Origin of the sequence: Candidatus Stoquefichus sp. SB1 (assembly GCF_001244545.1) — a bacterium.
GTDB lineage: Bacteria > Bacillota_I > Bacilli_A > Erysipelotrichales > Coprobacillaceae > Stoquefichus.
Genome location: NZ_LN852695.1, coordinates 302,627 through 326,116, shown reverse-complemented (window position 1 = coordinate 326,116; position 23,490 = coordinate 302,627). Strand labels below are relative to the sequence as shown.

Annotated in this window: 25 protein-coding genes, 1 other RNA gene, 1 pseudogene and 1 riboswitch; of the genes and pseudogenes, 4 read left to right on the top strand and 23 right to left on the bottom strand. The window is 28.6% G+C overall.

Annotation, left to right across the window (positions count from 1 at the left end; genetic code table 11):
- Positions 1–146: 146 nt before the first annotated feature.
- The 3 genes from BN1865_RS09655 to BN1865_RS19105 all read right to left on the bottom strand — a co-directional run bounded on the left by BN1865_RS09655 (position 147) and on the right by BN1865_RS19105 (position 2,279).
- Positions 147–839: a hypothetical protein gene (locus BN1865_RS09655; RefSeq protein ID WP_198527269.1), complete on the bottom strand. Its 693-nt coding sequence runs from the start codon at positions 837–839 to the stop codon at positions 147–149.
- Between the two features lie 530 nt (positions 840–1,369).
- Positions 1,370–2,071 (bottom strand): LytR/AlgR family response regulator transcription factor, encoded by a 702-nt coding sequence (locus BN1865_RS09650; protein WP_050637048.1) that lies wholly within the window; start codon positions 2,069–2,071, stop codon positions 1,370–1,372.
- Between the two features lie 94 nt (positions 2,072–2,165).
- On the bottom strand, positions 2,166–2,279 hold the full coding sequence (locus BN1865_RS19105) for an AgrD family cyclic lactone autoinducer peptide (protein WP_082189958.1): 114 nt from the start codon (positions 2,277–2,279) through the stop codon (positions 2,166–2,168).
- Positions 2,280–2,449: 170 nt separating this feature from the next.
- Between BN1865_RS19105 and BN1865_RS09645 the strand changes: the two genes are divergently transcribed.
- The 3 genes from BN1865_RS09645 to BN1865_RS09635 all read left to right on the top strand — a co-directional run bounded on the left by BN1865_RS09645 (position 2,450) and on the right by BN1865_RS09635 (position 3,809).
- A complete protein-coding gene (locus BN1865_RS09645) occupies positions 2,450–2,746 on the top strand; it encodes a helix-turn-helix domain-containing protein (RefSeq protein ID WP_050637047.1) in 297 nt (98 codons plus the stop codon).
- Positions 2,727–3,260: an accessory gene regulator B family protein gene (locus BN1865_RS09640; protein WP_050637046.1), complete on the top strand. Its 534-nt coding sequence runs from the start codon at positions 2,727–2,729 to the stop codon at positions 3,258–3,260. Before BN1865_RS09645 ends, BN1865_RS09640 begins: the two co-directional genes overlap by 20 nt.
- Before the next feature lie 123 nt (positions 3,261–3,383).
- Positions 3,384–3,809, top strand: a complete 426-nt coding sequence (locus tag BN1865_RS09635; RefSeq protein ID WP_050637045.1) for a hypothetical protein — start codon at positions 3,384–3,386, stop codon at positions 3,807–3,809.
- 232 nt (positions 3,810–4,041) lie between these two features.
- Here the strand turns inward: BN1865_RS09635 and BN1865_RS18410 are convergent, their stop codons facing one another.
- From BN1865_RS18410 to BN1865_RS09580, 13 genes and pseudogenes are all read right to left on the bottom strand, one after another.
- Entirely contained in the window at positions 4,042–4,155 is a 114-nt protein-coding gene (locus tag BN1865_RS18410) for a helix-turn-helix domain-containing protein (protein ID WP_157844111.1), read from the bottom strand.
- Positions 4,148–4,546, bottom strand: a pseudogene (locus BN1865_RS09630) (type IV secretory system conjugative DNA transfer family protein); the annotation flags it as partial. The gene BN1865_RS18410 and the pseudogene BN1865_RS09630, both read right to left, overlap by 8 nt.
- Before the next feature lie 765 nt (positions 4,547–5,311).
- Positions 5,312–5,917, bottom strand: coding sequence for a DUF2812 domain-containing protein (locus BN1865_RS09625; RefSeq protein ID WP_102134067.1), 606 nt, complete (start codon positions 5,915–5,917; stop codon positions 5,312–5,314).
- 2 nt (positions 5,918–5,919) lie between these two features.
- Positions 5,920–6,240 (bottom strand): PadR family transcriptional regulator, encoded by a 321-nt coding sequence (locus tag BN1865_RS09620; RefSeq protein ID WP_050637043.1) that lies wholly within the window; start codon positions 6,238–6,240, stop codon positions 5,920–5,922.
- Positions 6,241–6,524: 284 nt separating this feature from the next.
- Positions 6,525–6,876: a transfer-messenger RNA gene (gene ssrA / locus BN1865_RS18045) on the bottom strand.
- A 1-nt stretch (position 6,877) separates the two neighbouring features.
- On the bottom strand, positions 6,878–7,324 hold the full coding sequence (gene smpB / locus BN1865_RS09615; protein WP_050637042.1) for an SsrA-binding protein SmpB: 447 nt from the start codon (positions 7,322–7,324) through the stop codon (positions 6,878–6,880).
- Positions 7,325–7,339: 15 nt separating this feature from the next.
- Complete coding sequence (rnr, locus tag BN1865_RS09610) at positions 7,340–9,547, bottom strand: ribonuclease R (RefSeq protein ID WP_050637041.1); 2,208 nt, start codon at positions 9,545–9,547, stop codon at positions 7,340–7,342.
- A 65-nt stretch (positions 9,548–9,612) separates the two neighbouring features.
- Complete coding sequence (secG, locus tag BN1865_RS09605) at positions 9,613–9,834, bottom strand: preprotein translocase subunit SecG (RefSeq protein WP_050637040.1); 222 nt, start codon at positions 9,832–9,834, stop codon at positions 9,613–9,615.
- A gap of 80 nt (positions 9,835–9,914) precedes the next feature.
- Positions 9,915–10,445, bottom strand: coding sequence for a hypothetical protein (locus tag BN1865_RS09600; RefSeq protein ID WP_232780366.1), 531 nt, complete (start codon positions 10,443–10,445; stop codon positions 9,915–9,917).
- Positions 10,438–11,097 (bottom strand): DUF4430 domain-containing protein, encoded by a 660-nt coding sequence (locus tag BN1865_RS09595; protein ID WP_050637039.1) that lies wholly within the window; start codon positions 11,095–11,097, stop codon positions 10,438–10,440. Before BN1865_RS09595 ends, BN1865_RS09600 begins: the two co-directional genes overlap by 8 nt.
- Positions 11,090–12,172 (bottom strand): prenyltransferase/squalene oxidase repeat-containing protein, encoded by a 1,083-nt coding sequence (locus tag BN1865_RS09590; protein ID WP_050637038.1) that lies wholly within the window; start codon positions 12,170–12,172, stop codon positions 11,090–11,092. Before BN1865_RS09590 ends, BN1865_RS09595 begins: the two co-directional genes overlap by 8 nt.
- Positions 12,173–12,252: 80 nt before the next feature.
- A riboswitch (cobalamin riboswitch) is annotated at positions 12,253–12,434 on the bottom strand.
- Between the two features lie 73 nt (positions 12,435–12,507).
- Positions 12,508–12,870 (bottom strand): fluoride efflux transporter CrcB, encoded by a 363-nt coding sequence (gene crcB, locus BN1865_RS09585; protein WP_198527268.1) that lies wholly within the window; start codon positions 12,868–12,870, stop codon positions 12,508–12,510.
- A gap of 1 nt (position 12,871) precedes the next feature.
- Positions 12,872–14,575 (bottom strand): MraY family glycosyltransferase, encoded by a 1,704-nt coding sequence (locus BN1865_RS09580; RefSeq protein ID WP_050637037.1) that lies wholly within the window; start codon positions 14,573–14,575, stop codon positions 12,872–12,874.
- A 124-nt stretch (positions 14,576–14,699) separates the two neighbouring features.
- Between BN1865_RS09580 and BN1865_RS09575 the strand changes: the two genes are divergently transcribed.
- Positions 14,700–15,851, top strand: coding sequence for a DUF871 domain-containing protein (locus BN1865_RS09575; RefSeq protein ID WP_050637036.1), 1,152 nt, complete (start codon positions 14,700–14,702; stop codon positions 15,849–15,851).
- A gap of 34 nt (positions 15,852–15,885) precedes the next feature.
- On the opposite strand, the gene BN1865_RS09570 is transcribed toward BN1865_RS09575, so the two are convergent.
- The 7 genes from BN1865_RS09570 to BN1865_RS09540 all read right to left on the bottom strand — a co-directional run bounded on the left by BN1865_RS09570 (position 15,886) and on the right by BN1865_RS09540 (position 23,334).
- Positions 15,886–16,590 (bottom strand): DNA/RNA non-specific endonuclease, encoded by a 705-nt coding sequence (locus BN1865_RS09570; protein WP_050637035.1) that lies wholly within the window; start codon positions 16,588–16,590, stop codon positions 15,886–15,888.
- On the bottom strand, positions 16,587–16,982 hold the full coding sequence (locus BN1865_RS09565; RefSeq protein WP_017144022.1) for a hypothetical protein: 396 nt from the start codon (positions 16,980–16,982) through the stop codon (positions 16,587–16,589). The genes BN1865_RS09570 and BN1865_RS09565 overlap by 4 nt, the downstream gene beginning before the upstream one ends.
- 73 nt (positions 16,983–17,055) lie before the next feature.
- Positions 17,056–17,844, bottom strand: coding sequence for a Cof-type HAD-IIB family hydrolase (locus tag BN1865_RS09560; protein WP_050637034.1), 789 nt, complete (start codon positions 17,842–17,844; stop codon positions 17,056–17,058).
- Between the two features lies 1 nt (position 17,845).
- Positions 17,846–18,625, bottom strand: a complete 780-nt coding sequence (locus BN1865_RS09555; RefSeq protein ID WP_050637033.1) for an HAD-IIB family hydrolase — start codon at positions 18,623–18,625, stop codon at positions 17,846–17,848.
- A gap of 112 nt (positions 18,626–18,737) precedes the next feature.
- On the bottom strand, positions 18,738–19,727 hold the full coding sequence (locus BN1865_RS09550; protein WP_050637032.1) for a rod shape-determining protein: 990 nt from the start codon (positions 19,725–19,727) through the stop codon (positions 18,738–18,740).
- Between the two features lie 224 nt (positions 19,728–19,951).
- Positions 19,952–20,143, bottom strand: coding sequence for a hypothetical protein (locus BN1865_RS09545; RefSeq protein WP_050637031.1), 192 nt, complete (start codon positions 20,141–20,143; stop codon positions 19,952–19,954).
- Positions 20,144–20,193: 50 nt separating this feature from the next.
- The gene (locus tag BN1865_RS09540; protein WP_050637030.1) at positions 20,194–23,334 is read right to left on the bottom strand and encodes a carboxypeptidase regulatory-like domain-containing protein; all 3,141 of its coding nucleotides are present in this window, start codon (positions 23,332–23,334) and stop codon (positions 20,194–20,196) included.
- Positions 23,335–23,490: the final 156 nt, after the last annotated feature.

Below are 23,490 nucleotides of genomic sequence, written 5' to 3'. Positions count from 1 at the left end.
TTTTCCATTTTATGTAGATGTTCAACAATTATTTTAAATAAAAGCACAATTATGTTACTCTATGTGTCATTATTAACGATACAAAAAGGTTTAACAACTTATTAGGTTCTTCTATGAACCACTTTTATATTAAACCTTTAATAAATTTATTTAATTAATACTTTAATACCTGTGCTACTGCTTTCACAGTTCAAACTCTCTTGTAATATATGTTCTGACTTATTTTCGAAGTTAAATATAGAGTTAGAAAGTTCCATATTTTTATTAATTCTTAAATCAAAAATTATATAATTATTTTTTTCATAAATACTAACTTCTAAATATTTTCCTATTGATTTAGTATTATTTAATGTTAGACAATCTATATATCTCTCTAAATTGTCTATTAACGTTAAATCATTTAGTAGTTCCTTTTGAGATATGTTTGCAGTATATATAACGTCGTACTTAAATAATTTTAAATTTTTTATTTTCTTTGTAATCATATAATCAAATAATGGATTCGAAGATGTGTATGAAATGTCAACTTTATTTATTTGGCCTATTGCATTTTGTATCAAATATAGTCCTTCATTATTATTTTTTTTAATAATAGCATCTTCAATTTTTTTCAATAAATAATATAAATCATGCTTATCTTGGGATAATTGATAGGACAATTTACATGTTTCAAAATACATCTGACGAGAATATTTTAATTGTATTACTTCTGATTGCATTTTTAATTGATTTTTATAATTGTTTTGTATATTAATAAATAAAACAATTGATGAAATACACATTAATAAAAATTCTATAATCAACAATAAGTATATTTTATAGTCAAAAATACCATACACTATGCTTTCTCCTATTGTTGTTACAATAGAAAATAAACACAAAATAAAAATTATAAATGATTTATACTCAATAAAAGCATATTGATCTCTTTTTATTCTTAATGATTTTAAACTATTGTATAAATATATACTTGTTATTAAAAAAATTAAACGTGAGAGAAGAATTGTCAAAACTAGCATATAAAGATTATTTGATATATCATTAATCTTTATGTTAGTTAATAATGAAACTATATAAAATGAAGTAATATTTGATACTAACAATAATCCTATCAATAAACACGGTATGACTAAATAAAACCAATTTACTTTTCTTTTTATAATACAAAGCATAGCCATACATGTTAATACTAATGAAAAAAAGAGTAGCTCATTATTCTTGAAATAATTATTCAATATAAATGTTTCTATAACACAAATAAATGTTAATATAGATGATAATCTAAACCTTTTTTCTTCAAAAAAGAATGATATTAAAAAATAAGAAATTACGAAATCTTCAAATACGGTCATTAACAAGTCAAAGAAAATCATCTTAATAAAAACTCCTCATATTTTTTTATCAAATTTGATTTATATATTCTTCCGATTGTATGAGATGTTTCATCTTGCAAAATAACAGTATTTGCTTCTATATTTGAAATATAATTTAGATTAATAGCAACATTTCTACTGATTTGAACAATATCATAATATGATTTAGTTCTTAATAAATCAATAATTTCTTTAATTGTTGAAACTAAAACATATTCATGTAAAATTGTTTTTATTAGTAAATCCCTACCAAACGATAGAATAAATTGTATTTCATTAATTTTAATAACATTTTTTCTTCCATTTATCTCTAAAATAATCTTTTTTTCATTTTCTTGTATATATTGATATAATTGTTTAAAAACTCTAATACTGTCCTCTTTAAATTTAGCTTTTCTAATAAACTGAAAAGTTGTAACAGATAATGCATTAAAAACCAATTCCTCTTTAGATGAAATAAAAATAATCAATGTCTTAGGTGAAACACTTTTTATATATTTAGCTAAAGCAATTCCATTTTTACCATTTAGATCTATATCAATAAAAACAACATCTGCATTTATTTTCATATCTAAAGAAAAATCTTTTGAAATTATTTCCATATCTATTGTATCAACTAGTTTATTAAAATAAATTTTAATCTCATTTGATAGATTACTAGAAAATTCTATATCATCATCAACAATCATTATTCGCATGTTATTATCACCTCTCCTTATTTAATTAGTATACCATATATAGTATTTTATATAGATAAAAAAACATTTCTTAAGAAATGTTTTTTTACAAATATTACTTTTCTAAAATTTTTGGCTTTTCTGGTTCATAGCATCCAATAAACGAATGTGAGTAACAAGCTGTTCTAGCCAACTTATCTAGGAAAGTACAAATAGATTTAAAAAACATAATATTAGTTACCTCCTCTTTATATATTTATACTAGCACTATACTTATTTTTTATCTATTTTATAATTATTAAATACAAATATCATTGATTAAACGTTAAAAAAGTTACTTTTAGTGGCAATGTTACCTAGAGTGACACCTATTAGTGTACTCTAAATTTGGTGATAAATATGGGATTTGGAAAAAGACTAAAGAAAATTAGAAAAGATCGTGGCTATACTCAAATCATTGTAGAAAAAATCACAGGAATTGATAGAAGTACAATTTCTGCATATGAACGAGGTGAAAGAAAACCAAGCTATGACAACCTTATAATATTAGCTAGATTATATAAAGTTAGCATAGATTATTTATGTGGTAATTCAGAAAGAAGATTTATTGATACAACTGATGTTGATGACCAAACATACTATAAAATTCTAATATTAGTAAAGGATAAACAAGAATTTGAAGAAAATATTATCTAATATTTCTGATTTATTAATTAAAAAATCAAATTCAAATATTTATAATAAAGAAATAGTGGAATATGGTCTTCAAGTTTTGATTTTTAATTCTTTTACTATTTTAACCATCTTATTTATATCTTATTTATTTTCTGATATCACATTTGGTTTTTTCTTTTTAATAACATTTGGTTTTCTTAGAATTACAATAGGCGGATTTCATGCAAAAACAATTTACAGATGTACTTTAATGATGATATCTATAATGCTAATTAACTTATTGTTGCGAAATAATCAAATATATTTTACCATTTTAAAAATTTTTTCTATTATTAGTATTTTAATATTTATTTATCTTCATCCATCCAAAAAAAATACTTTATCAATTAAATTGAAAAACTTTAATCTTTTAACTTTTTTTTGTTTTTTGATTATTTATATTATAACCTTTAATAAAAATGAAATTTTTATTCCTATTTTTTCTGCATTGCTTACAGTAGAAATATTATATTTTATTAATAAAAAGAACATATAGTGCTTTTCATTCACCTATTATGCTTTCTATGTAATATTAATGTATTTTTCTATTCTTTTTTTGTATACTTTTTATGGATAGATATATCAGTTTATTCAAAAATTAGAAAAAGGAGGAAATAAAATGATAGATTGTTTATTGATGGGCACTAAAAAACATGGTTGTCTAATAAATAATAAAGACAACGAACTGATTTATTATGAGTATCTTAGTTTATTTGAGAAAATGAAAGGAAAGAATCCGATTACTACTTTAAATTACTCTCAAATCAAGGAAGTAAAGGTATGTTATGGACTTACTACTGGTGTTAGATTTGACTCAGCTCAAATTACTCTTGAAGTTACAACCTTTGATAAAAACAAATACGATATTCCTATTACCTACTACAATACACAAAGGGATGATTTAAAATTATTTATACAAATTTTACAAAATTCCACATTAAATATAGATGATCCATATAATATTTTAAATCAGGCTCTTGAAACCGAATTAGATCTTATCAGTTTTATCAAAGAAATAAACAAGCAAATTTATTCAAATAAATAAACTGCTAAACTTCTTTAAACAGGAGATTTCAAAATCTCTTGTTTTTATTTACTCATTAATTATTTCAATGTTATGATATCCTCAAGTAAAAAATTATATATTGTATTCTCTTTTAATATACTTATTATAATTAGATTTATTTTTTCTCTGTAACTTATATTAAGAACTAGTTAAAAAAATGCATATTGCTTGTATTACCATTGTTTTTTTCGAGTTCTATGTATTTTCAATATTAATTCTTCTTTTCCAAGACAGCAATTTGCCTCATAATTGTACGTTTACTTAAACTTGTATCCTTGGCTATTGTTCCTATTGATGAATAGTATGACCATGTATCTTTATTCAATTTTTATTCCTGACTTTCTAGCTTTTTTAATACTATCTTTTAAATTTATTTCTATATTCTGATAGTCAGTTTGGGATTTTATACTTCTTTCTATTTGTGATATATCTGCATACTCAACATCTCTCTGACTTCTTGCATTAACTTCATATGACTCTTTGTCAAATTTTATTTTCCAATGAATAAACAATTTTAAAGTTGTTTTCATTGGATTTTTTCTTGTTTTCATTAAGATAAAATTTCCTTTTGGCATTGATTTAAGTTCATCAGTTGTCATCAAAGGTCTTTGCATCATTTGAAGTGACTGTGATAGGTCATTCTTCCCCTTACTGACTAATCCACTAAGCACAGTTTTATTACCTAAATTCTCAGACATAACTTTTGCTGTTTCTGAATTTGGTGCAAATCCACAAAGAAACTATTTTATCCATATGAAACGGTTATGGTGATGCTAACTTGTTTGGCATTTGTTATGACTGTCGTAGGAATAATTGTCAAATTGCTTCTTGTCATTATAGGTAAGGAATTTAAAGCAAAAAAATAACTACCTCATGCGCTGGTAAACTGTGAGGTAGTTATTCTACTTAGCAAATCCAAGGCATAACAGCTTATCAGCTATTCCTTTTCTCACTTACCTTATAGTTTATACATAAATGAAAGTCAAATACTAAATAAATTAAAAAATATGATTTTTTTAAGAAACCATTATTTATAGATTTCTTAATTCTTTTAATATATATAATTTTTTGTTTTTCTTCTTTATATGGCAACTATACCTTCTTTTCTAATGCAGATGCTATTTCAATTTTAATTAATTCTAAAAGTGGATGTTCTTCATATTCAACATATTTATTAAATAAAAACTTAACTTTCTCAGCTTCATCCAAACTTATTTCAAGTTTTCTATTAATTTGCTAATAGCTATTTATCTAATTCTCAATAACCGCTCTATTGCAATTTTTATTTATCTTGAATTTCATAATATCATCTTCATTAACTTTATACTAATTATATATGTAGAGTCCAGTAACTCATACATTTTAATGACATCAAACTGCATGTCCCATTTATCATGTTATATGGAGACATCCATCAAAATAAATCATTTTACCAATATTCAATTTATATAAAAAGTGGACATTTAAATCACCTCATCTTTCTACTCATTTAAATTTGATTGTTTTCTTAAAATATTTATTTCCCTTTGTATCAAAATAGTTGGAATACTGGATAATATGATTATAAGTAAGATACCTATATTATTAACCGTTAAGCTACTCATTATATAATTTGCCAGAAAAATAAAAGATATAAGCAACAATATTGTTAAATAGGCATTTCGCTGTATTTTATAGTAAGATATTTTATCTTCTATTGTTGTATGGAGTTCAAAGGGCTTGTTGTCATTTTCCTTTTCTACTATCAAAAGTTCTTTATTGTAATTACCAGGTGATGTTGCAATTTTTCCATATCTATCTCCATAAAAACGTAAACGTATTTTCCCTGCTGACAAGTTTAAATTGGCATTTTTATTCATGACCCTATATCCAATATTTTCTAAAAACTGTTTATAGTTTTTTAATTCTTTATTTGACTTATGTGCAACAAAATCTACACAATATATATATTTATTACTCTCACATTCTTCAAACTTATAAATAAGTTTTCCTGTGTATTTTAGACGATAGCCTTTCTCTGACATTGAATTCAACCACTTTTCTTGTGCTTTTACAGATCCACAAAAATATCGTATACATTTTTTCATAATTAACTTTCCTCCACAATTCTAGTTGCAATTTTAACTATTTCATTAATTCTTTTTATTTCCTGTTTTGTTATTTCTTTACCCAAAGGTGTAATAACATATTCTTTTTTTCGTGCATTATCATCACTTAAAGATTCAATCCACTTCTTATCAAGTAAAGAATTAATTGCTCCATATAACGAACCGGCTCCCAATCGTAGACGGCCATTTGTTTCTTTTTCAACAAATTGCATTATTGCATACCCGTGTTTTGGAACATATAAAGATAATAAAATAAAAAAAGTAACTTCCGTCAACGCACCACCTTTTACATTATCTCTCAAAATCCCACCTCCATATATTACGTTTACTGTAATAAAATTACATCACTAACCGTAATATATGTCAAATCAATTCTCATATATGAGAATGAGTAAACTTAATAAATATATTTATTCTATTAATTTTTATTTAATGACATCCATTTCACCTCATCTCTTTTACAAAAAAGCCCTATTTTTAGTGGTGACATCCATCAAAATAGAGCTTTTTGCTAATATTCAATTTATATAAAAAGTGTTGATTTCATCGTTGTTTTTTCGATGACATCCAAATCACTTCATCTTTCTGGTGGAGGCGGCGGGAATCGAACCCGCGTCCAAAAGCCGTCCCATATGAAACGTCTACAGCTTATCTTGTAGAATGAGTTTAACTAAGTTACGATCCACAAGCAATCTTTCGCTTAGCGATTCTGTTGATTTTCGTGACATAAGTCCAGACTCCTTATCTCCTTATCCTATGAGTTATGTTACCAGTTATCTAGCTATAGGCACGCTAAATAGTGGCAGCTTTCATGTCTATGTCGACTATGCGAAAGCGTAATTAGTTTGTCTGTTTCCAGATATTTGTTTTTACATGTAACGTGTGTCCACGGCTGCAATTTCATTCAAACTGACCCCTGTCGAATCCAAGACGCCCCCATTAGTAAGCATTTTTCAATGCTCTTTCAATATCACGTTTTGAATCTTTTTCTTTCAGATCTTGACGTTTATCGTATAACTTCTTACCTCTTGCCAAAGCAATTTCTACTTTTAGTTTTGCTGTATTAAAATAAAGTTTTGTAGGAACAATCGTTAATCCACTTTCTTTCACTTCTTTTTGCAATTTTTTAATTTCTTTTTTATGCAATAAAAGTTTTCTTGTTCGAAGTGGTTCATGATTAAATCGATTGCCCTGTTCATAAGGAGCAATATGCATGTTTTCTATATAGGCTTCATCATTTTTAATACGAATAAATGAATCTTTTAAATTGACGCTCCCTTTACGAACAGATTTAATTTCAGTCCCTTGTAACTCTATACCTGCTTCAAATGTATCAAGTATAAAGAAATCATGGTATGCTTTCTTATTCTGTGCAACTATTTTCATGCATATCCCTCCTTTCTATCTTTTCTTTTTTCTTGCAAAACTTCTTGGCTTATTTATTTTACCTTTTTTCTTACGATTTGTCTTTACTTTTTTGTCGTTTAAGTGAACAATTTTTGATTTTTTTAATCTTGGTTTCATTCCCACAATTTCAAAATCAACAGTTCTCTCTTTTTTACTTGCTCCTATAACCTTTACTTTCACTTTATCAGATAATTTAAAAGTTTTTCCAGTTCTTTCTCCAACTAACATGATATTCTTATCATCATAATGATAGAAATCATCAGTTAATTCTGTCATATGAACAAGTCCATCAATTGTATTTGGTAATTCAACAAAAAATCCAAATTGAGTAATTGATGATATAACACCTTCAAATTCTTCACCAATATGACCTTCCATATATTCAGCCATCTTCATATCATCAACTTCACGTTCAATATCAATTGATTCTCTTTCTCTAAAAGATGATTGTTCTGCCAAATAAGGAATAACTTCCTCAAAATGTGCTGTTTCATCTAATTGATGTTCAAACAAGAAAGTTCTAATACATCTATGAACAAGTAAATCAGGATAACGACGAATTGGCGATGTAAAATGTGTATAATATTCATCAGCTAATCCAAAATGTCCTAAACATTGTCGATCATAACGTGCCTTTTGCATACATCTTAATAATAATGTTGAAATAACAGTATGTTCTTCTGTTCCAATTGATGCTTCTATAATATGATTTAATTCATTTGGATAAATATGTTCTAATGAACCTTTAATTGTATATCCTAATGGTTTTACAATAGTAGCAAACTGTTGCAGTTTCTTGAGTTTTGGCTGTTCATGAACACGATAAATAAAAGGTAAATCCATCCATTTAAAATGTTGGGCTACTGTTTCATTGGCTTTTAACATGAATTCTTCAATAATTTTATCTGAAGCTCCTCTTGTTCTTAAAACTACATCAGTTGGTTTTCCTTTATCATCAACCAAAACCTTCGCTTCATTCACATCAAAATTAATAGCTCCTCTTTCTGCTTTTTTCTGCATAAATAAATCTGCTAATTCCTGCATTAAGAAAAACAATGGAACAACTTCTTCATACTGTCTTTGTAATGGCATATCACCATCTAATATAGCATTGACATTATGATAAGTCATACGATAACTTGAATGAATAACTGATGGAATAATATCATGATTAATAACTTCACCATTTTTATCCACTTCCATAATACAACTGATTGTATAACGGTCTGTATGAGGATTTAATGAACAAATACCATTTGATAACTTATGTGGTAACATTGGAATAACTCTATCTACTAAATAAATTGATGTTCCTCTTTTAACTGCTTCTTTATCTAAAGGTGATCCTTCTGTAACATAATAAGAAACATCAGCAATATGAACACCTAATTGATAGTTTCCATTTGCTAATTTCTTTAATGAAATCGCATCATCAAGATCCTTAGCATCATCACCATCAATTGTTACAATTAATTCATTTCTTAAATCAACCCTATTTTTAATATCACTTGGATCAATCTCATCTGAAATATCATCAATTTGTTTATAAACATCTTCAGGAAACTCTATATCTACATCATGAGCATGAACAATTGATAAAATATCTACACCTGGATCATTTCTATGTCCAATGATTTTGATAATATTACCTTTAATCTGTGGTTTAAAAGTTTTAATTTCAACAACAACCTTATGTCCAACTACTGCTCCATGCATATGAGCACTATCAACAAAAATTTGTTTGTTAAATTTACTATCATCAACAGCAACATAAAAATCTCTCTTGCCTCTTTTTACTTCACCTACATAACGCATTTGTCCACGTTCTAAAACACGAACAACACGCGCCTCTTCTTTACTCCCATGTGAACGAATCTTTTCAATCAGCACTACATCTTTATTGTAAGCATCTTTCATATTTGATTCATTAATATAAAATTCTCTTTCTTCATCAACTTTTACAAAAGCAAAACCTTTTTTATTTAAATTAATAACACCTTTATAAAATTGTAATTGATTAATTAAATAATAATCATGATACTGACTTCTGATAATCAACCCTTCATCTTCCATACTATTCAATAATTTAATAAATTGAACATAGTTCTCTGTTGAAGTCATATGAAAATATTCAGCAAGTTCATCAATCTTTCTTCTTGTATAAGTCTGATCTTTTAATAATTCAAGTATTTTTTCTTTCATAACTTCACCTCCTTCAATATTTTACCCATTTGAAATAAAAATAGGACACATTGTGCCCTATTTGTTTAACCCATTCTAATAAGAATTGCAATAACAAAGAATGCAACTGCAAGTCCAACAGTTAATCGAGAAAGTACCAAATCTGCTCCTCTTTCTTTTTGATGAGCAAAAAGATTAGAACTTTGACCAGTTAAGGCATTAACGATACCATCTGATTTCCCGCTTTGCATAAGGCATACAATAATGAGAGCAACTGAAACAATCATTAATAATATATTCAAAATCATTGTAGTACCTCCTTTTCTTTAAACTTTTATACACTAGCATTGCTATGATACCACAACATCATTAAAAATACAATACTTTTCTATTGACTCATTTTTGAAAGCATTCTTCGCTCTTTAGCAAATATGCGCATAAGTAGTGGTGCACATATAAGATAAAAGAAGAAATTCCCAACAGCATGCAAAGTATCAAAAAATAATCCAGCAAGATAATAAACAATAAACAGCGATGGTCCTCCAACAACAAGTTTTTCCATTGAAACAATGAATCCAAACACATATCCCATCATAAAAGCAAATATAGCCATGACTATCAAATGCGGTTCTTTGTTGAACTTTTTAAAGAAATCTATCACTATCTGAATAAGCAGGCATATGACTATCCATGCTAATATCTGAAAAAATGTCCAAATTCCCATTCCTAAATAAATATTAGAAACTAATGTTGTCACAATGGTTAGCTTTATTCCAAAAGCCAATCCAAAAATCATAACTGAAATAATAATAATTGATGTCACCGGCTTAATATTAGGTAATCCCTGTAATGCTATTCGTGAAGCAATATTTACTGCTGCCAATATACCTATTAAACTTATTTCTTTGACTTTACCCATTTGTTGTATAGATCCATTCAATATGATCACCATCTTTAACTTTATAAGATCCTGCACTTTGACTTGGATATTTTCCATTCACTTTATATTTCCAGCCTGAGCGTGGTCCATTATCAAATTCATTTAAACCATGAATACCAACGATATAAATCGTTGGACCAAATCCATTTGTTTTTAATTCTATTCCTTTTTGATTCGTTATTGTTTTTAAAACATCATAAACACTTTGATTATCTTCTATACTCACTTTATCTTGAACAATTGTTGAATCTATTCCAGTAATAGTTATTTCAGCATAACTTTTTTGTTCTGGCTGACTTTCATTATCTTGTGAAGATTGAGTTTTATTTTCAGGTGTTTTTGTTGTTTCTGTTTTTGAATTGTCTTGTGTTTTCTGAGTTGTCTCTTTTTGAGTCTGAGACTGTGTCTTTTTTTGTGTTTGTTCTTGTTTTGTTGTATCATTTGATGTTTGTGTTTTATCTTGTTGTGTTTCTTCTTTTTGAGAATTTATTTCATTTGATACTGTTGTTTCTTGATGAGTGATTTCTTCTTTTGGTTGAGATGGAAAATGGGTATTCCATATACCCATTCCACCTATAAATACAAAACATACAATAATAAATATAATTGTATATTTTTTTGTTTTATTCAAATCTTCTCTTTCCTTTCAAGATAACAAATGCACTCATCATCATTAATCCTGAATATAATAATATATCTGAAGAATCTGCTGTTTCCACAACTTTTCTTTTATTGTATTGATTTTGATCTTTCATATCTTCTTTAGGTGGTGTCACTGGTTTGGTTTCATCAGTTTTCTCTTCTTCTGTTTTATTGATTAACTTCAAATAAAGTTCATGTGCTTTTGCATAAACAGAACCATTATAATAATAACCAACAGCTTGTGCTGCTTGTGTTGTTGCATAATAATTCTCTTCACCTTGTTCACTATACCAGAAACTTCCATTACTATTTTGGTATCTTAATAAGACATCATAAGGGTTGAATTGTTCCTGATTATATTTTCCGTTTTTAACACCTTGGGCATCATAAGCCAATAATCCGATTAAAGCACATGCTTGTGTATTAACATTAACACCAGAATAACTGTCTTTATATCCAGCTTCTCCATCAAGTGATAAATTCATATAAGCAATCGCTTTATCAATAACAGATTGATATTTTGTTTTATTAGCTAAACTTAAAGCTTCAATACTCCATGCTGTAATATCAACACTTTCTCCCCAACTTGATCCAAATGCACCAGTTTGGCTTTGCAATGATGCCAGATAGTTTGCAGCTATCTCTAATTTTTGAGAATTAACGATATATAAAGCATAAACTCCATATATTTGATAATTCGCAAATGCCTCTTGTTTTGTTTTATCAAAAGCACCATTTTCTTGAACACATTTTTCTAGCATTTCTACATAATTGATATCTTTATAATTTCTTGGATCATCACCATGTAATACTAAAGAAATAACTGTTTGTGCAATTGATGAAGCATAATCAGTATTAATGACATTGTCCATTTTGACATGACTCGCATCTAATCCTAAAGATGCATAAGCAGTCACTTCTGAAGCTCCCTGTAACTCTGTTTTCTTTGCATAATAATCTTTTGTAGCTTGATAGCTTTCATCATATGACAAGCCCTTAACTGGACTTAATCCACATAAAACCATCATTGCCACAACAATAAAACTTGTAAAAATTTTCTTCATTTTGTCCTCCTTGTTGAAGTCTAGACAAAAAATAGGATATTCTCCTAAATTCATACTAGAACGACTTTATACTCCGTAAAGTGTATTCTCAGATGTTGGCTTGTATTCCGGCTCGATTTCAACGTCTTAGCGTCTTCCCAGTTTCCCAGTGACATTCTTGCTTTAACTCCATCTTACGGCTGCGGGACAGCTCAGGTTTTACACCTGATTCCAATTTCATAAAATATAAAATTATATTTTAACCAACAAATTTATAAACTTTTACGCGCCTATTATATAATAAAAAACTACATTTAGATAGTCTTTTCACACAAAAGGAACACAAAATGTGTTCCCTATATATATCGACTTATATACTTTCCAATCATTACACCTAAAATACAACATAACACACTCAATCCAATATAAACACTTGCGATTCCATATTTCTTGTCTTCTAATAATGATAATGACTCCAATGAAAATGTTGAGAATGTTGTAAAACCTCCACAAACTCCAGTCTTAAAAAATAAAAGGAAAGATTCAGAAATCTGATTTCTCTCAAATATTCCAACAATGATACCAATGAAAATAGCCCCTACAATATTTGTTATAAAAGTTATCAATGGAAACTCTAATTTTATTGATACTAAACTCAATAAATATCTTAGGATGGCTCCTATTCCACCACCTAAACCAACTAATAATATATCTTTCACACTATTCTTCCATAGCAACAACACTAAATCTTTGATCTTTTTCAATCAATGTCACTGTTGTTGTATACTCTATTGTATTTAAAATACTATTATTTTGTTGGAATGTGATTTGAATCTTCACATCATAATAACTATAATCTTCTAATCCAACCAAAGCCTTATTGCTAGATAATTCATTAGATAGAACATCATATTGTATAACTTCTTGAGTATTGGTATGATTTTGAATCATTGTATTAGCATCTTTGTAGTAACCATTTTTAGCATAAGCTGTAAAATCATCTTTTTTATCTTTATAGAAATAATCAATACCACCAATTTCATTTTCAGATTTATTGGAAAGTGTAAAATAATCAGCAACAAAATAAGCTGCAACTAATTGTCTTATATCATTTTTATTATTTCTTGTAATTGCTGTTTCTAATTGATTATATATATTACTCATTAATGCTGTTTCTTTTTGACTTTGCGTATATTCAACTGTAACAGGTCTTTTTATTGTTTGTTTTTTATCTTCTTTATTAATCACAAATACGAGTGAAAATACAATAGCTAATATCACAACAAAAATAACAGCATATTTCTTTTTCGCACGTTTAACAATTTTACGATAAGGTTTTGTATCCTTAATAGAAGGTAAATATTCACTCTTTATAAATATATTCATAATTGTTAAAACCGGTTTGTATTTTCGATCAATCATATTTGTTGCTTCAACAAAAACCTCAAATAATAACATTAATGTTAAAAAGAGAATGGTTGCTGCAATTTTATCAAATAAATAAATGTAAGAACAAAGTGAAAATAGAATCGTAACAGCATATAAAATTAAAACACTCTTCGTTTGTCCTAATTCTAATGAGAACATTAATTTATGATGTAAATGTCCTTTATCTGCTTCACTGAAACTTTTATGATGGACTTTACGCCTAATAATAGCTATTAATGTATCCATAATAGGTACCATTAAAACCACAATGGGTGCTCCTAAGGTAAAGAAAGAAGAACTCTTATAACCAAAGCCTAACAATGAAATCACTGCTATCATATAACCTATGAAAAGGGCACCACAATCACCTAGAAATATTGATGCTGGATGAAAATTATAAACCAGAAAACCTCCAATAGCACCAGCTAACAATAATGATAATGAAGAAATATCGGTACGTCCATATGTTAAAGATGTTAATGAAATAGTGACAAGTACAATAATAGATATTCCACCACAAAGTCCATCTAATCCATCAATCAAATTAACAGCATTACTAATTCCTACAATCCATCCAATTGTTACAAAGATTGCAATTGCCTGGGAAATAAAAGCAGGTAAAAATGGTAAAGTAAATCCTTTTAAGGCAATATCTCCATAACAAATAACAACCAGTGCAGCAATAATCTGTCCAAGCATTTTTAGTTTTGGAGATAAATCATGAATATCATCATAAAAACCAGTGAGAAAAATAATAAATCCACCAATCAATATAGCATTAATTTGAGTATCAGTTTTCAAAAAAATCATTGTCCCAATCAAAAAACTTGCATAGATGGCATAACCACCAGTTCTGGCAATAATTCCTTTATGGATTGTTCGTCGGTTTGTATGAGCAATGATACCAAGTTTTTTTGATATTTTACTAACAATGGGAACAAGCATTAGGCTTATAATAAATGTTACAACAAAAGATAAACATATTTCTAAACTCATATCCATGCTCCTTTCTTGTAAGTATTATATTACAAATTGAAGGAAATTTATAGAAAATCTTTTTTACCCTTAATTATTTCTATGATTAATGGTATAATGTGAACGTACAAGGAGGAAAACGAATATGCATAAATTAGGTATTTCTGTATACCCAGACAAATCACCAAAAGAAGAGGTATACGCTTACATGGAGAAAGCTGCTAAGTTGGGATATAGCAGAATTTTTACATGTTTCTTATCTATTCCTGAAGATCAAAGAGAAACTTATTTGGTTGAATTTAAGGAATTTATGACAAAAGCTCATGATTTAGGATTTGAGGTTGCTGCTGATACAAATCCTGCTGTATTTGATTTAATTGGAGCAACACCTGGAAATTTAAAACCATTTGCTGATTTAGGACTTGATATTATTAGAATGGATGGTAACTTTGGGACTCAAGGTGATATTCAGTTAACTCGTAATCCATATAATATTAAGATTGAATTTAATGCAAGTATGGATATGGGTGTAGAGTTATTAATTAATAATGGTGGTAATAAAGATCAAATCATTATGTGCCATAACTTCTTCCCAGAACGTTATAGTGGGTTAGATTTTGATTTATTTATGGAATATAACCGTTATTGGAAAGAATTGAATTTACACACTGCTGCTTTTGTTTCATCAAACAATGAAAATACAATTGGACCATGGCAAGTATTCTGTGGTTTACCTACAGTTGAAATTATGCGTGGTTTACCAATTGATTTACAAGCACGTTATTTATTAGCTACTGGAGATGTTGATGATGTTTTAATTGGAAATTATCCAGCAAGTGATGAAGAATTAGAAGCTTTATCAAAAGTTAATTTACAAGCCATTGAAATTAAAGTAGATGAAGCTGAAGGTATTTCTGATAATGAAAAAATGATTATGTATGATTATGCTCCACATTGGGATCGTTATGATCATTCTACATTCATGCTTCGTTCATCAATGCCTAGAGTTTGGTTTAAAGAACAAAAGAGTGTTCAAGATGGTCCAATCTCTGGTGGTATGAGTTCAGATGTTGAATCTCAATCAATCCCTTATAGAGATCCAGGTAAGAAAATGTTTACTCGTGGAGATGTCTTGATTGTTAATGATAATCTTGCTCATTATCGAGGAGAATTAGAAATCGTACTTACTGAAATTCCAAATGATGGTGAACGTAACTTAGTTGCAACTATTAAACCTGAAGAATTAATGTTATTAGAATTCATTAAACCAGGACATCATTTTAAAATTTTAAAATAGAAAATATATAGGTCTGAGATTTTTTATCTCAGACCTATTTTGTAATATGACTTTCACCATTTTTATAGTTAATTGTAACGCCAGGCTGTACATTATAGACAAAAACATTAAACTCAATATCTAACCCCTGATCTTCAACTGACATTGCTTCCATTAAAACACCATCAGCAACCAGATTATCATCTTCATAGATAGGTGTCACACGATATAAAACATGATTGCCTGTCTCTTTCACATAATCAGCAATCTGATTTTCAAAAGGTAACATTCCTTGGGTATTCATATATCTTGTTCCTGTAATTAAATTCTTTTCATTAGCATTTTCACCAGTCAGCTGATAACCAATCAGATGACATCGATTATACAAATATTTCCCATCAACAAAATCATACTTCACTGTTTGCCAGCCACTTGGTTTGACTTGTCCAATTGATCCTCTTTTTTCTGTTGGCATCGTCTTTTCAGATACATTTGCATAAGCCACTCCACATCTTCCTAATTCATCTAACTCACTATATCTTTCAAAAGATTTTGTTGTCAGGTCATCTTTTGTAAAATAGGGTTCATTGTCATTGACAACAACATATGGCTTACCACTATAGGTTTCAATATCATCACTTTCTATCTTCATTGGAGAATGAAAATCATCACTCCGATATTCTGTTGTAATATATCCACCTACAACAATCAATCCTGCAATAACTAATTGAATTAATCTTTTTTTATCTTTCTTTTTCATCCTTTTTCCTTTCGATAAATCTCTTTTGTCACTTCATGGGATGATCCCTTAAACATTTCCTGTTTAACCAATTGAAATTTTGATAAATCAATATCTAAATAATAATCACATGGATAAATCGTATTCCATCTATATAATATCATTTCATCAATATCACAATCCTTAACACTGACATTCTCAATCAAACAATAATGATTTTCTCCATGTTTTATAAAATCATTATCAACAATCACATCATCTAAAGTATCTTTATATAATTGATAAGAATATTCATTCATATAGATTCTTTCTTTTAATGCTTTTATATTCTCTCTCACAATACGATCTTGTGTTTGCCTTCTTTGATGAAACATTAAACCCATATCATTATCTACACATGCAATAATTTTCATTATCTCACCTACTTTGATTTATTATTTTACAATGTTTGACTCCTTTATTCAATCAATTAAAAGACTTATTTAACTATAAGTCAAATAAGTCTTTTAATTGAAAATAAACTCCATCCTCAAGAACACTTAAACAAATCACTTCTGCTCTTTCCTTAATAATATCTAATGCATTCCCCATCGCAATTGGGTGAGCAACTGTTTCAAACATTTCTACATCATTTGGTCCATCGCCAAAGCAATAACTATTCTCTAAAGGAATATTTAATTCTTTAAGGACATCTAAAATACCTGTTGCTTTAGAGACATCTTTTGCATAGACTTCCATACTATGATGATCAGGATGTAATTCATAATTAAAACTTCCATAACAAGATACAGCATATTCTAATTCTTTTTCATCTTTTACCCACACTTCTATTTTTACTGTCTTTTTCATAATTTCTTCTTCATCATATTCAAAACAGAAATTATGAAAATCAATATTACATTTTTTATAAAACTCTAGTAAGGCTGTACACTTTTTACTTAAGTAACATAATTGAGATGTTTGTAAAACATACTCAATATTTTTTTCTTTGAGTTTTAGACATAATGTTTTGACTGCTTCTACATCCATATAACGCGTTTCTAAATCTTGACCCTGATATTTTATATTTGCTCCATTAGCTAGTACATAACCATCAAAGCCAACTTCTTTGACATTTTCAGCAATATATCCATATGGTCTTCCACTTGCTATAAAACATAAATGACCTTTTTCCTGAGTCTTTTTAATTGCTTCTTTGACTCGTTTACTAATTCCGCCTAACTCTGGAGCATATAATGTTCCATCTATATCAAAAAATATAATCTTCTTATCCATATTAATCTATCCATCCAAAATGCTTACAAGCATTATAAATACCATCATCATCTGCATCAGTTGTAATATATGTTGCTTTTTCTTTCAATGCATCAATAGCATTTCCCATTGCAATTGATGTCCACTCATCAGTAAACATACTTAAATCATTCTTTTCATCACCAAAAACAACAACATCACTATAGTCACCACCAAAATGATCAACAATTGCTTTAATACCTATTGATTTATCCCCTGGTTCAACAAATAAATATTCTTTATGAAAACGACACCATGGTAAATCTTTTAATGCTTCTAATTGTTGTTCTTCTGGACTATAACAAGCAACATAGACTTTATAAATTTCATCATAATCTCTTGGATCCAAATCTTCTTTAACAACTGTATCCATATAAATATCATGTGTAAAATCATAAAAACGATCATCTGGTGCTAATCTTCTTGTTTCATTATCTGGTGAAATAGCCCAGATAAAACCTTTTTCTTTACACTCATCAATTAAAGCAATACATTTATCATAATCTAATGGTTTAATTTCGACTAATTTTCCGTTAATCGTAATTCCATTACCACCATCACTAACCATATTTTCAAAACCTAATTCTTTCATATGGTCTTTAGCCATTGCATAGCTTCTCCCTGTAGCGATTGCTAAAAAATGACCTTGTTCCTCTAATTTCTTTAAAGCTAACTTTGCTGATTCAGGAACATATTGATCACCAGGTGTTCCAACTGCTAATGTTCCATCTATATCAAAGAAAAAATACTTCTTATTACCCATATTCTCAACCTCCGAACATTATTCTAACAGAAAATAAAAACAAATGTTTAAATTTACAGGAAAAGAAAACAAGAATCAAAAAAAGTTATCCCATTATGAGATAACTCAATTCTTATTTTAAATATTGTGTGTTTTCTAACATAATTCCGCAACCTTCAGCAACACAATCTAATGCATTGTCAGCAACAAATACAGGAACTCCTAAACCTTCTTCTAAATATTTATCTAAATTGTGAAGCAAAGCTCCACCTCCAGTTAAGAATACACCTTTATTAACAATATCAGCTGATAATTCAGGTGGTGTTTGTTCTAATACTTGTTTTGTAGCTCTTAAGATTGTTGTACAACATTCTTGTAAAGCTTCTTGTGTTTCTAAAGCATTTAATTGGATTGTATGTGGTAATCCTGTAACTAAGTCTCTACCTCTTACATCCATAACATCATTTGCAGAAGCTCCATAAGCAGTACCAATAGTCACTTTAATTTCTTCTGCTGTACGATCACCAATTAATAATTTGTATTTATCTTTTACAAATTTAATTAATTCAGAATCCATTCTATCTCCAGCAACTTTTAATGAAGTACTTGTAACGATATCTCCTAATGAAAGAACAGCTACATCTGTAGTTCCCCCACCAATATCAACAACCATATTACCAGATGGTTTAGAAATATCTAAACCAGCTCCAATAGCTGCCACTTTAGGTTCTTCTTCAATATAAACTCTTTTTGCTCCACATCTTAAAGCCACATCCTGAATAGCACTCTTTTCAATTGATGTGATATTTGATGGACAACAAATTAAAATTGTTGGTCTAGAGAATACACCTTTTAAGTTTAATTTATTAATAAAATGAGTCAATAATATTTCTGTAATTTGAAAATCTGCGATAACACCATCTTTAAGAGGACGAATAGCTTGAAATTTACCTGGCGTTTTCCCAAGCATATCTCTTGCTTCTTCACCTACAGCGATTGGTCTATTTGTTTCAGTATTGATAGTTACAACTGAAGGTTCATTCACAACAATACCTTCACCTTTAACATAAATAAGAATGTTAGCTGTTCCTAAGTCAATACCAATTTCTTTTGATAATTTCATAAACATTCCTCCTATAAGCATTTCTATTGTATCATTTTTCACATTAAATACAAGAAAAAAATAATCACTATTTCAACATATTTTCTTCCTTTATCGCCTTCACAAATTAACCCATAATATCACTTAATTTAAATTATATTTTTTTATTATTTATTCAATATTTTTAACAAGATTAAATAGATTATTCATTTATTAATAGAATAAAAAATATTCCTTTTCTTCTTTTATATTCTTTTTTTTAGTATATTCATTGGAACAATCTCTTTTAATTCATAAACCGCAACTTTGCAGTCAACATATCTAGCTTGTTCAACAAATCTTTCTAATTGCTTATAGATCATTGATTCCTGTCTTTTATTTTGATATTGTGTTTCATCATTGTTTAGTATTAAATATATTTTATCACTCGATTTCATTATTCTCTTCCTATACAGAAATACCAAGAGAAAATCTCTTGGCATTTCATCTAATCATTTTCTTTTTTTCTCTTTCCTATAATATAACTTCCTAATAATAGAGATACTGCCAATAAAGCATATAAAGGTACAATGTTCGTGTTATCATTTGTTTGAACAGATTTTTTTACAACATTAGCTTGCTTTAATAAATCTTCATAATTTTTACTACCAGCATGAATGAGTATAGCATTAATCGCATCTTTTTCTGATTCGCTTAACTTACTCCATACATCACTACCTGATAGAATTTGCATATAATTAGATTTATTAGCTTCTTTATAAATGTTTTTATTCTTATCACTTACATATTTATTAATAAAATCTATTGCAGATTGATTAACTTTTGCCTTTGTTGCTGCTAACATTTGTTCATATGTTTGTGTAGCACCTGCTACTTTCAGTGCATCATTAGCTGCTTGTTTTTCATCTTCGCTTAATTTATCCCATGCATCTTTAGCTGAAAGGATTGTAGCATATGTATCTTTATTGACTTCTGTTACTGTTTGACCATTTAATGTCATATGATCTTTAATAAATTGATTACCTACTTCTTTAACAGCTACTGCTTGTGCTAACATTTCTTCATATGTTTGTGTAGCACCTGCTACTTTCAATGCATCATTAGCTGCTTGTTTTTCATCTTCGCTTAATTTATCCCATGCATCTTTAGCTGAAATGATTGTAGCATATGTATCTTTATTGACTTCTGTTATTGTTTGATCATTTAATGACATATGATCTTTAATAAAATTTTGAACTTGTGTTTGAATAGACTCCGCTTGCTTTAATAATTCAGGATATGTCAAACCATTATATTTATTAACGAGAATCTTATTTGTTTCATCTTTTTCTTGTTGTGTTAATTCATTCCATGCATCTTGAGCATCTAAAATTATCTTATAATTTTCACCTGTAGACTTTGTAATAACGTTTTGATTTGCATCAGTTAAATTATTTTGAATAAATTTTTCTGCATTGATTTCTACAGTTCCATCAATCTTTTCAGGAGTTGTTCCTAATGCTGTTGAATTATCATTACCAATTTGAATGGTTCTTTCGATAACTGCTCCTGTTTTTGAGTCAGTTACTTTTAATTGATAAGTTCCTGGTGCAACTGATGGTAATATATAAGAACCATTTGCATCAGTTGTAGTTTCAAAAATCTTGCCATTTTTATCTATTAATTCAACTTTTCCATTTTGAATTGGATCTAACTTTCCATCTCCATTAGTATCTGCAACTATCTCACCTTTAGTGATAAGTCCTGGTTTTAATTCCGTTCCAGATGCAGTTGTCATTTGTCCTTGTTTTACTTCCACAGTAGTTGCTGTAGATTGAGGTATTCCTTGAGTTGTATAAATATATGATTGATATTTACCATCTTCAATAGCATCTGTATAATAGTTGCCTTGTTGATCTGTTGTTAATTCTATATTTCCTTTTGGCGTTTCAATAACAACTTTTGCATTTGCAATAGGATTTCCTTCATCATCATAAACAGTTCCACTAATCAAAGCTCCTTGTTGTAATACTAAGTTTTTATCAGTATCATTAGGTTCCAATTGAATATCAGTGATTAAACTTTCACCATTAGAATCAGCTACAATCTTATAATCACCTTTAGGTAGTAATGTACTATAATTTCCTTGGTTATCAGTTTCTATTTCTTGGATAACTTCGCCTGTTTTTGAATCTAAAATCTTCATTGAAACTGGGTAATTTTTTGCTGATATATTTCCTGTCAAATGACATAAAGTTGTAATATCAGTAGCCTTTGTTGCAGTACTAGGCATGGCTGTATCTGTTTCTGCGGTTCTTGCTAAAACGCTGTATTTCTTTCCTTCTTCTAAACCTGTAAAGATAACTTGATTACCTGTTGGTTTTATCCATGTCTTTCCATTATCAATAGAATATTCATTTTTTGAATCTGGATTCATCACTTCAACTGATTGATCTGTTGCTTTTAATACTGGAGTATTGACTGGAGCAGGCACATCATTTGAAGATATTTTCGTTTTGATTGTTTTTGCATTTGAAACTGGTCCTGCCATTGCACTATCTGTTTCAGCTTTTCTTGCTACAACATTGTAAGATTGGTTTGGAGATAGATTTTTAAATTCACCTGTTTTATTCCATGTTTGACCACCATCAATTGAATACTCTTCATCTGCATTGGCTTTAATCTTAATTGTTGTATCATTATATGACAAAACCTCTGGTTCCATAGCCTGTGCTACTGAATTTGTACTTGCTTTTGTCTTTACAACGAGGCGACTTGTCTCACTGTCTGTTGTATATTCATTTTCAACACCCAATTTCTTAGCAAGAACTGTATATTCAGTATCTGCTGTTAGATTTTGGAAAACTGGATTATTAACCCATGTTTGACCACCATCTATTGAATATACTTCACCAGTTTTACCAGCAATTTTGATAGCTGTATCTGTTCTTTGTGTGACTGTTGGGATATCTGGTGTCTGGGCTGGTTCTTTAATCGTTATGCTTTCTGCCTTACTTGCATTTGTTGTATCAGTTTCTGCTACTCTTAAATTATAATGTCCTTTAGGTAAATTTATACTTGTTGTACCAGCAGGAATTTTAATATATGAGGAGCCTATATTGTCAACATTTTTATATTCATAAACAATTAAAGGATTTAATCCCGTTATACTTCCTTCTTTTCCATTCTTAGTTGAATCATTAACTATAAAACCAGTTGGTTTTGTACCATCACGTTTTTTTATTTCAATAGTAATAGCTGTGTTCTGAAAGGTTTCATAAATCTGATACTGCCCACAATTTGCAGCACCTGAAATAAGAATCGTTGTAGTCCCTGATTTTATACCTGTAACAAGCTTACCAGATATACTATAATAATCCCTTCCTGACGTAGAATAATTTAATGTTAAATTTGTAAAACATCCTGTATCCAGATGTCCTAATCTTTCATCTGTTGCTTTTAATGCATCAAAAACATTAATACTTTCATTAACATAGAATGTGACCTTTTTTCCAACTAACACTTCAGTCATAGTCAAAGCATTGACATTAACAACACTTGTATTCATTATTCCCATTGTCATTAATAACGAAAGACCTACTGAGCCTAAAACTTTAATCCATTTTCTTTTACTCTTTAATTTTCCCATTTTTTAATAATCATCCTTTCTATCTTATCAATAAGATTTATTTTAAAAATATACTTTGTTCTATCATCCCCTTTAAGTCATAAAGACACATTACAAAATCCTGATAGACAATATTTCTGATTAGAAAAAATTACATAATCTCATATAAGTCAAAAT

What these genes read in the sequence shown, in the direction of transcription:
- BN1865_RS09545 (WP_050637031.1), bottom strand. Translation starts at nt 20,143, where the DNA reads ATGAAATCGAGTGATAAAATATATTTAATACTAAACAATGATGAAACA.
- BN1865_RS09575 (WP_050637036.1), top strand. Translation starts at nt 14,700, where the DNA reads ATGCATAAATTAGGTATTTCTGTATACCCAGACAAATCACCAAAAGAA.
- smpB (WP_050637042.1), bottom strand. Translation starts at nt 7,324, where the DNA reads ATGAAAATAGTTGCACAGAATAAGAAAGCATACCATGATTTCTTTATA.
- secG (WP_050637040.1), bottom strand. Translation starts at nt 9,834, where the DNA reads ATGATTTTGAATATATTATTAATGATTGTTTCAGTTGCTCTCATTATT.
- rnr (WP_050637041.1), bottom strand. Translation starts at nt 9,547, where the DNA reads ATGAAAGAAAAAATACTTGAATTATTAAAAGATCAGACTTATACAAGA.
- BN1865_RS09600 (WP_232780366.1), bottom strand. Translation starts at nt 10,445, where the DNA reads ATGGGTAAAGTCAAAGAAATAAGTTTAATAGGTATATTGGCAGCAGTA.
- BN1865_RS09540 (WP_050637030.1), bottom strand. Translation starts at nt 23,334, where the DNA reads ATGGGAAAATTAAAGAGTAAAAGAAAATGGATTAAAGTTTTAGGCTCA.
- BN1865_RS09625 (WP_102134067.1), bottom strand. Translation starts at nt 5,917, where the DNA reads ATGAAAAAATGTATACGATATTTTTGTGGATCTGTAAAAGCACAAGAA.
- BN1865_RS19105 (WP_082189958.1), bottom strand. Translation starts at nt 2,279, where the DNA reads ATGTTTTTTAAATCTATTTGTACTTTCCTAGATAAGTTGGCTAGAACA.
- BN1865_RS09590 (WP_050637038.1), bottom strand. Translation starts at nt 12,172, where the DNA reads ATGAAGAAAATTTTTACAAGTTTTATTGTTGTGGCAATGATGGTTTTA.
- BN1865_RS09555 (WP_050637033.1), bottom strand. Translation starts at nt 18,625, where the DNA reads ATGGGTAATAAGAAGTATTTTTTCTTTGATATAGATGGAACATTAGCA.
- BN1865_RS09650 (WP_050637048.1), bottom strand. Translation starts at nt 2,071, where the DNA reads ATGCGAATAATGATTGTTGATGATGATATAGAATTTTCTAGTAATCTA.
- BN1865_RS09570 (WP_050637035.1), bottom strand. Translation starts at nt 16,590, where the DNA reads ATGAAAAAGAAAGATAAAAAAAGATTAATTCAATTAGTTATTGCAGGA.
- BN1865_RS09560 (WP_050637034.1), bottom strand. Translation starts at nt 17,844, where the DNA reads ATGGATAAGAAGATTATATTTTTTGATATAGATGGAACATTATATGCT.
- BN1865_RS09645 (WP_050637047.1), top strand. Translation starts at nt 2,450, where the DNA reads ATGGGATTTGGAAAAAGACTAAAGAAAATTAGAAAAGATCGTGGCTAT.
- BN1865_RS09635 (WP_050637045.1), top strand. Translation starts at nt 3,384, where the DNA reads ATGATAGATTGTTTATTGATGGGCACTAAAAAACATGGTTGTCTAATA.
- BN1865_RS09550 (WP_050637032.1), bottom strand. Translation starts at nt 19,727, where the DNA reads ATGAAATTATCAAAAGAAATTGGTATTGACTTAGGAACAGCTAACATT.
- BN1865_RS09565 (WP_017144022.1), bottom strand. Translation starts at nt 16,982, where the DNA reads ATGAAAATTATTGCATGTGTAGATAATGATATGGGTTTAATGTTTCAT.
- BN1865_RS09580 (WP_050637037.1), bottom strand. Translation starts at nt 14,575, where the DNA reads ATGAGTTTAGAAATATGTTTATCTTTTGTTGTAACATTTATTATAAGC.